This is a genomic window from Aquiflexum sp., assembly GCF_041751335.1.
Classification (GTDB): domain Bacteria; phylum Bacteroidota; class Bacteroidia; order Cytophagales; family Cyclobacteriaceae; genus Aquiflexum.
The window spans coordinates 1-7,529 of sequence record NZ_JBGSXS010000107.1 but is presented as its reverse complement, the minus strand read 5'-3'; the positions used below and the strand labels follow the sequence as shown (position 1 = coordinate 7,529).

Annotated in this window: 11 protein-coding genes; 7 read left to right on the top strand and 4 right to left on the bottom strand. The window is 37.1% G+C overall.

Going from position 1 to position 7,529, the window contains the following annotated elements:
- The coding region (locus tag ACEW8U_RS06145) for an N-6 DNA methylase (protein ID WP_373521160.1) at positions 1-752 on the bottom strand (752 nt) is incomplete at its 3' end.
- A gap of 322 nt (positions 753-1,074) precedes the next feature.
- On the opposite strand from ACEW8U_RS06145, the gene ACEW8U_RS06140 reads away from it, so the two are divergent.
- Positions 1,075-1,479 carry a hypothetical protein gene (locus ACEW8U_RS06140; protein WP_373521159.1) on the top strand — a complete coding sequence of 135 codons (405 nt, stop codon included), beginning with the start codon at positions 1,075-1,077 and terminating at the stop codon, positions 1,477-1,479.
- Positions 1,480-1,584: 105 nt separating this feature from the next.
- Positions 1,585-1,782, top strand: a complete 198-nt coding sequence (locus ACEW8U_RS06135; RefSeq protein WP_373521158.1) for a hypothetical protein — start codon at positions 1,585-1,587, stop codon at positions 1,780-1,782.
- A 241-nt stretch (positions 1,783-2,023) separates the two neighbouring features.
- Here the strand turns inward: ACEW8U_RS06135 and ACEW8U_RS06130 are convergent, their stop codons facing one another.
- Positions 2,024-2,137: a winged helix-turn-helix domain-containing protein gene (locus tag ACEW8U_RS06130; protein WP_373521157.1), complete on the bottom strand. Its 114-nt coding sequence runs from the start codon at positions 2,135-2,137 to the stop codon at positions 2,024-2,026.
- Positions 2,138-2,221: 84 nt separating this feature from the next.
- Positions 2,222-3,157 (bottom strand): RNA-binding domain-containing protein, encoded by a 936-nt coding sequence (locus ACEW8U_RS06125; RefSeq protein ID WP_373521156.1) that lies wholly within the window; start codon positions 3,155-3,157, stop codon positions 2,222-2,224.
- Positions 3,158-3,300: 143 nt separating this feature from the next.
- Here ACEW8U_RS06125 and ACEW8U_RS06120 point away from each other — a divergent pair, with 143 nt between their 5' ends.
- The 4 genes from ACEW8U_RS06120 to ACEW8U_RS06105 all read left to right on the top strand — a co-directional run bounded on the left by ACEW8U_RS06120 (position 3,301) and on the right by ACEW8U_RS06105 (position 5,382).
- On the top strand, positions 3,301-3,600 hold the full coding sequence (locus tag ACEW8U_RS06120) for a hypothetical protein (protein WP_373521155.1): 300 nt from the start codon (positions 3,301-3,303) through the stop codon (positions 3,598-3,600).
- A 395-nt stretch (positions 3,601-3,995) separates the two neighbouring features.
- Positions 3,996-4,319: a hypothetical protein gene (locus ACEW8U_RS06115; protein WP_373521154.1), complete on the top strand. Its 324-nt coding sequence runs from the start codon at positions 3,996-3,998 to the stop codon at positions 4,317-4,319.
- A gap of 161 nt (positions 4,320-4,480) precedes the next feature.
- Positions 4,481-4,939, top strand: a complete 459-nt coding sequence (locus ACEW8U_RS06110; RefSeq protein WP_373521153.1) for a multiprotein-bridging factor 1 family protein — start codon at positions 4,481-4,483, stop codon at positions 4,937-4,939.
- A 2-nt stretch (positions 4,940-4,941) separates the two neighbouring features.
- Entirely contained in the window at positions 4,942-5,382 is a 441-nt protein-coding gene (locus ACEW8U_RS06105) for a hypothetical protein (protein WP_373521152.1), read from the top strand.
- Between the two features lie 438 nt (positions 5,383-5,820).
- On the opposite strand, the gene ACEW8U_RS06100 is transcribed toward ACEW8U_RS06105, so the two are convergent.
- Complete coding sequence (locus ACEW8U_RS06100) at positions 5,821-6,528, bottom strand: peptidase, M16 family protein (protein WP_373521151.1); 708 nt, start codon at positions 6,526-6,528, stop codon at positions 5,821-5,823.
- 725 nt (positions 6,529-7,253) lie between these two features.
- Here ACEW8U_RS06100 and ACEW8U_RS06095 point away from each other — a divergent pair.
- On the top strand, positions 7,254-7,529 hold a 276-nt coding region (locus tag ACEW8U_RS06095), incomplete at its 3' end, for a hypothetical protein (RefSeq protein ID WP_373521150.1).

Sequence of the window (7,529 nt, the reverse complement as noted above, 5' to 3'; positions counted from 1 at the left end):
TCTTCTATGCCATGCAGGAACATATTCATTCTTGCGATGGAACTGGAAGTAAGATTTTTCTCCTGCCCATAAAGCGTCAGCGTTCTGTAATCTTCCCCAGCTTCCCGTAGGTGATCCACACATTCCAACAACATACCACCTGTGCCACAAGCAGGATCATAAACACTTTCCCCCTCATGTGGATCCAAGATCAATCCCAATAAATGAACTACAGATCGAGGAGTATAGAATTCCCCTGCTTTCTTATTGGTCAAGTCAGCAAAGTGCTTGATCAAATACTCGTAAGCTTGCCCAAGGATATCCGGTTCTACCAGTGAGTTGGAAAGGTTGTATTGTGAAAAATGCTCAATCAGATCAATCAGCAATCTATCAGAAAGTTTGTTCTTATTACTCCATTGCGCATCTCCAAAGATACCATAAAGCAATTCCTGATTGGCCTGTTCTATTCCTCTGAAAGCTTTTTCGATCGCTTGCCCCACATTGGTTGTGGTCTGCCTCACATCATTCCAATGACAGCCAATAGGCACTTCAAACCTATGGAATTCGGGGAGCATGGCATATTCAATATCACCTCCTGATTCTTCCAAGGCCTGCTGATATTCCTCATCATAGACATCAGAAAGCCGTTTGAAAAACAGCAAGGGAAAAATATACACTTTAAAATCCGATGCATCCACCGGACCTTTTAAGATCCATGCAGCTTTGGAAAGGTATTGTTCGAGTTGGGAGAGGGTGAGTTTGGATTCCTTCATTTACAATCTGATTGAAAAAAGCATTTCTCAAAGATAAAAGAATTGGGGAAAGTGATTGGTTAATTTTTAGGTTGCTTATTGAAAAAATTCATCTATAAGTGTTTTTTATTTTCTTTTATTACTGAATCAGCCATGCAAACTAGCAATGTAAAAATATATGACACCCATAATGGCCTTCCCTCCATCACCCCTTCCCAGACCATCAAGGAATAACATAGACAAATAGACAGGTATGTTGTCAATTTAAATAGGATTAGGCACATAGTATTCAAATAATATTTACAGTTAGACTCTTGAATTGTCTATATTTAAAGCAGAACAAATGAAAATATCCATCCGCTTTTTTAATGACCAAGAGGTTAGGGCTATTTGGGATGATGAACATTCCCATTGGAGATTTAGTGTGTTGGATATTGTTGGGGTTCTGAATGAAGAACCGAATTATACCAAAACCCGCAACTATTGGAAATACCTAAAGGCCAAGTTGAAGAAACAAAACAGTCAGTTGGTTAGTACCACTACCCAACTCAAATTAACAGCTGCTGACGGTAAAAAATGTGTGGACTGGAGTAAAATAAGAAAAGAGGATTATATGAACGCAATGATTATCAGTACAGTTGACAGCAGCATATTAAAGCAACTGATAGAAACCGCACTGACAACGAAAATTCATGACAGGGAAATGTTTATGAAAGGTATCGACTATTCCTACTACTATGAAGAATGATCAAAGAAACTCTTCGCTATACTGATCTTTTGAAGCTGCCCATAACGGCTTTTTTGTGCAGCTGAAAAGTACCTGCTTCCGCAATATTACCATGGAGGATATGAAGTGTATGACACCCAAAATGGCCTGCCCTCCATCACCCCTTCCAAGACCATCAAGGAAAATCATTATGGTGGATTGGATATCTATGAAAACAAAAACGGCATCCCCGGAATAATCAGACCCTCAAACCCAATACCCACGGAGGCTACGATGTGTACCAAAACAAAAATGGTATTCCCTCCATCACTCCGACTGCTTTGATTAAGAAAAAGGATGAGTAGGGGGGATTAATCATAAAGAGGGATTACATAGAAATGAAAAGCTTAATGGTTAATTAGCAGGGATTTTTTTCCCGAACTCTTTCCCGAATTTATATCATTTCATTGATATTTCTCTTTACCTTAAATAAGGCCAAAACAATTTCAAAAGGATTCTATTTTCTATTCAGGATTCTCCATTCTCCGCCTCTGTCAGATCCAATTCTTTCAATGAGTTTTTCTTTTTAGAGTTCATCTAATTGATATTCAACCCCTCTTCTTGACAAGCCTGTTATTCCTTGGGTTTCTTTTGCTGTGATTTTCGGATTTTCCTTTATCACATTCAATATTTTCTTCACAGTTTCTTCCACAGTTTTTCTCCACAGTCCTGTGGAAGAAAGTCAAATTCTTACTGACATATATATTGTAAATACCTTTAGTTTTTAACTTTCCAAATCTATCAACAATCGCCAATAGCCTGCCCGGTTACTTTCTTCTCTTTCAAGCAATTGGTTTTCTTTTAACTTTTGAATGTTTTTTTCAATGGCTCTTTCGGTTATTTTCAGCTTTTTTGCCATTTCGGGAATAGTGACTTCTGATGAATGGAAAACCATTTCCAATATTTTCAAGGAATTTTTACTTAATTTTCTTTGAGATTTTTTCTGAAGCATGTTCTTAATTTCCTCCCAATCTGTACCCGAACTTTTCCCCGAACTTTTCCCCGAACTTTTGGATCTTTTAAAGATTATGGTGAACATACCCTCTGTTTTAAAGTCAGGTTCTGGAAGTTCCGCTCGAATCATGGCATCCCTCATTCTGCTAATTCCAGAACCCACCTGCTCTACCAATTCAATTCGCACCTTTGATAGTTTGGCCTCTATTCTAAATTCTTCAAACCATTCATGGTCAATATCCTCTCTGAGATCAAATTCGGCACAAGGGGCTTCATCAAAATAAATCCTGTCCGATTGTTGAAAAAAGTCCCGCATCTGTTCGACTGTTGTTAATTTTTGAGAATTGGGGCCTTGCCTCACGTAAATGGCACCTGAAAGGGCATAGGGTTTCTGCTTTCCTGAATTGACTTCTATAACCCAAACATCTTTTCCATCCACCTCTACCTTATACAATTCAGTAGGTAAGTGAGGGTTGATTTCATTCAAAGAATTTTGGATGGCTGATAGTTTGGTATTATCGATGGAAGCACCAATAATATTGTTGTTATCATCTATACCTAGAAGCAATACACCACCGGCAGCATTTGCAAAAGCACAAATCTCTTCCGAAAGCTCTTTGAGCTTATTGGGCACCCGACTTTTGAATTCGGCATTATAGCCTTCTCCACTCCGGGTAATACTCAATATATCTTCCTTTGTAAGCATCTATCTTTTAATCAAGATGTAAAATTTTTGATTAAGGCTATAAATCTTTTCTCTACCTATTGGCCTTGCTCCGCCTGGTAAAAAAGCATTTTTCAAAGATAAAAGAATTGGGTAAAGAGATGAGTTTATTTAATGGTTGCTTTTTGATAAAATTCATCAATAAGTATTTTTTAGTTTCTTTTATCGCTAACTCAGCTATAAATACAAGCAATGAAATAATATATGACACCCATAACGGCCTGCCCTCCATCACCCCTTCCAAGACCATCAAGGAAAATCCATACAGTGGATTGGATATCTATGAAAACAAAAACGGCATTCCCGGAATTGTTCCCCATCAGACCCTCAAACCCAATACCCACGGAGGCTACGATGTGTACCAAAACAAAAACGGCATCCCCTCTATCACTCCGACTGCTGTAATTAAGAAAAAGGATGAGTAGGGGGAGAGTTTTGTTTTAAGAAGGTGAGATTCTTATTATCGTAATCTGACATGTAACAACCTTCAAATCATGTCAAAACAGATATTTTTGGATATTCAGTTGATATTAAGATATTTTCGAGACAATGATCAAACACTTTGTCTCCCAGCTTATTTTAATATTATTTCCCTATCCAATTAATTTTTTTCAGTTACTTTAATAACCTACTAAATCTGTAAATTGCTTTCCTTATTTCCGATAGCTACCTTGATAGTTTGGATAGAAAGGGTGTAATTGCAAATTACACTTAGCGGGGATTGTGGCGGAATCTAGAGGAACTTACCATTTATCATAAATGGCTGAATAATTTGTTTAGATAAATATTTTTAACATACATTTGTAAACTTAACTTAAAAGTGAAGCGTTACTTTGAAATAAAGGAATATACCAGTTTTAAAAAAACAATGTTCTATACAATTCATGAAATTGGAGAAGATCATAGTGAAACTGATAAATTCTTTTTGCGATTCATGAACGAGAAGAAATACCAAGAAGATGTTCAAACCATTAAATATTGGATTGAAAAAATTGGAAGAGAATTTGGAGCGCTTGAAAGATATTTCAGGCCAGAAAGAAAAGCCAACGCATTGCCAATACCACCACCAAAATCTAATCTAAGATTATATTGTTTACGTGTATCAGATGAAATAGTAATTCTCGGTAATGGAGGCATTAAGTAATCAAAGCTTGTTCAAAATAGCCCAGATGCTTTACCACATTTTGAATTAATGAATCTTGTTGCTTTTATTTTAAAAATGAAAAATGAAAATGATCAAATTTATTTCCAAGGAAAAGGGATAGAAGGTGATCTTTCATTTTATATCAATCAAAAAAACCCGATATGAGTAAGATTTTTGAATCAATCCAAGTCAGTGACGAAGTAAAACGTTTTGTTGACCATTCATTTGATGTAGTCAATAAAATCCATGAGCTTTTGGAAAAACATGGAAAAACTCAGAGAGACCTAGCTAACCTTATGGGTAAAAAGGAGTCCGAGATCAGTAAATGGATGCAAGGTACTCATAATTTCACTTTGAAAAGTATCGCAAAGATAGAATCGGTTTTAGGTGAGAGTCTTTTTGAAGTATTAAAACCCGATGAGGTTGTTGCAAAAAAACAAGTGGCTGTTTTTTACAACAACTTCATGAAGCACAATGAATTCTTATTCAAAAAGTCGGAAATTATTAACCAAATTGATTCCATCTCAACTGAAGTCAAAAAGGTAGCGGTTGGACCGAATCAATTGAATCAAAAAAGTGAAGTGGTAACTGGAGAAACTAGTTATTCAATGGCAGCATAACTATGGCAAACACATCCATAAAATTTGCAATCAAGTCTATCTCAACCGAGGAATTTGCGACTATAAAAAATTGCTTCAAAGAACAAGAAACAGTAGGAATAGAAACTGGTTATGGTTACGGAATAAATCCTAGTGAGCATACAGTATTTGTGAATTTCTCCCTTATGTTTAAATGCCAAGAAAACCCTTTCATTATCTTGAAAATTTCTTGTGGGTTTTCAATAGATGAAGAAGATTTCTTAAAATTTGAAAATAAAGAAAGAAATAGGATACTTATCCCAAAAGGGTTCTTAACACATTTAACTGTTTTAACGATAGGTACAGCGAGAGGAATTCTCCATGTCAAACTTGAAAAATCTGGTTTGGAACAATTTATCCTTCCTACCTTAAATATTTCGGATATGTTTGAGGAGGATATGGTTTTTGAAATTACATCTGAATAATTTTTTCAATCTACCAGAAAAATGCAGGCAATCAGGCAGATTAGAGTAGGGGATTTGGAATTTGACTGCCGGGTGGCAGGGGAACGGAAAAATTAGGCTATTATCCTCCTGCATTGGTCACGCTTTGGCGTCCTTCCGCAAGCATCGCACATGATACCGGGGCAAGTCACCGGGCAAGTAGGGCATCTAAAAAAATTATCTGAACCAAAAAGAGAGGTTCTTATCCTTGAAGGCGAAATGAGCAGAGATGATCTTATGACCCTACTCGAACTGAAACACAACGCTAAGGCTATAAATCGTAGGGTTATCGATGTGGCCAATATTCATTGCATATTAGAATCATTGGAAGGGGATATCCAAATAAAACTTTGTAGGTGATGCTTCAGGGGATTATCACCCCAGAACTGCATTGCAGCCAAAATTCAAAAGGTTTTTAATTTAATCAAAAAGAGAACTGTCCAGTGTCTCGTTAAATTTAACTTTCACCATCCTAGCTTCAATAGGCATTGGAAGCATGGCATTGGAAATGGTCATCCTTGTAGGTATCATGATTCCATCCACTTCTTCATAATCGCCATAGGTAATATCCCCGGCCTGTTCGGTGGAAGTGCGGAGCTTTAATCCTGAACTGATACTGTAGTATTCCGTAGTCTCTATTCCTTTGGAAGTCACTATATTCAGTGTGTAAGCAGCTTCCCCGTCAATGTCTTGGATATCCCCGGCAGTTAGCGTGTAACCTAAACTTTCATATTGGATCTCCGGGAAAACAAAGATCTGTGCATTCACTGCGTCCAATTGATCCTCCCGCAATTCCTGTTGTTCACCCATAGCGTAAATATATCCTTTTCCGTTCTTGACGACCGTCTTTTGGACCACATTGCCGTTCATGGCGGTCTGTTGCATCAGGCGTTTATTTTCCTGATCACTCGTGGAACTTATCTCCAAGGTCATACCCTGCAGGTTAGCTTCCATTACGATCATCATATTCTTGATCCCATTTATCTTTTCCAATCCACCCACTGCCTTGATATAGGCATCTATTATTTCTTTGGGGCTTTTATCAGCAACCATTTTGGCAGAAAACGCCCAAACATTTACTTGCAGAAAACAAATTATCACTATACAACTTACTGCTATTCTTTTCATTGGTTTTTTAGTTTAGTACGACACATGCACACTTATAAATTTCTGCTTACTAGTTTAATTCTTCAGCAGTAAGGGCAACATTGACCTGAAGATCTTTTACTATAAATTTTATGGAAACGGTATAATTGTACTTTTTACTGAAAACTGAATCAGCCTTTGAAATTTCCGAGCTTTACAAAGAAGTATTGTAACTGTTCAAAAAACATCAACACGACGTTCCTATAAAGAACACATTAGATTGGACAAGTCGTTATTTATAATTTTAAGTTAAATATACATGAATAAAATTCATTTATTAGGATTTGCTTTACTTCCTCTTCTGTTTTTCTATAAAGATTATTAGGTCCCAATTAATGATGTTGTCTGTCTTTTACAATTGGCGGTAACGCTTATTGCTACAGTTTTATAGTCAAATTGTGCCATGAACATTTGAAAATCTTCTTCGCAATCTCCCAAGAGTATTTTATCGAGGAGATCTATTAAATCTTTTCCATCCATTACAGTAAGTCCAATTAAGTTTTAGAAAGTGATCTGGTAGCAAATGCCTTTTCATAAGGGAAACCCAGTTCTCCAAAAAAATCCGGTTTGAACAAAGCCTAGGAAACATAGTAATAGGAGAGGAGCCTTATTCCTAAAAAATATGTTTCTTGAAGACTACAATCCAAACTTTACCCCCATAAAAACCCAATTCCTGACCCTCGTTTCCTTTATCTTCTACCTGACCCTTGCAGCCCAGACTTACCAGAAATACCCGACCCAAAACGGTATCCCGTCTATTTTTCCAAGCACTACCGTCAAACAGCCCCCAATACCCTGAATGTGTACCAAAACAAGAACGGGATTCCGGAAATCCTACCTTCCCAAACCATCAAAGTGATGGAACCAAGGAAGTTTATGAGACGAAATATGGTATCCCGGATATCTCACCTTCACAAGTAATCAAACCCCGCTACCATGGAGGATATGAAGTGTATGACACCCAAAATGGCCTGCCTTCCATC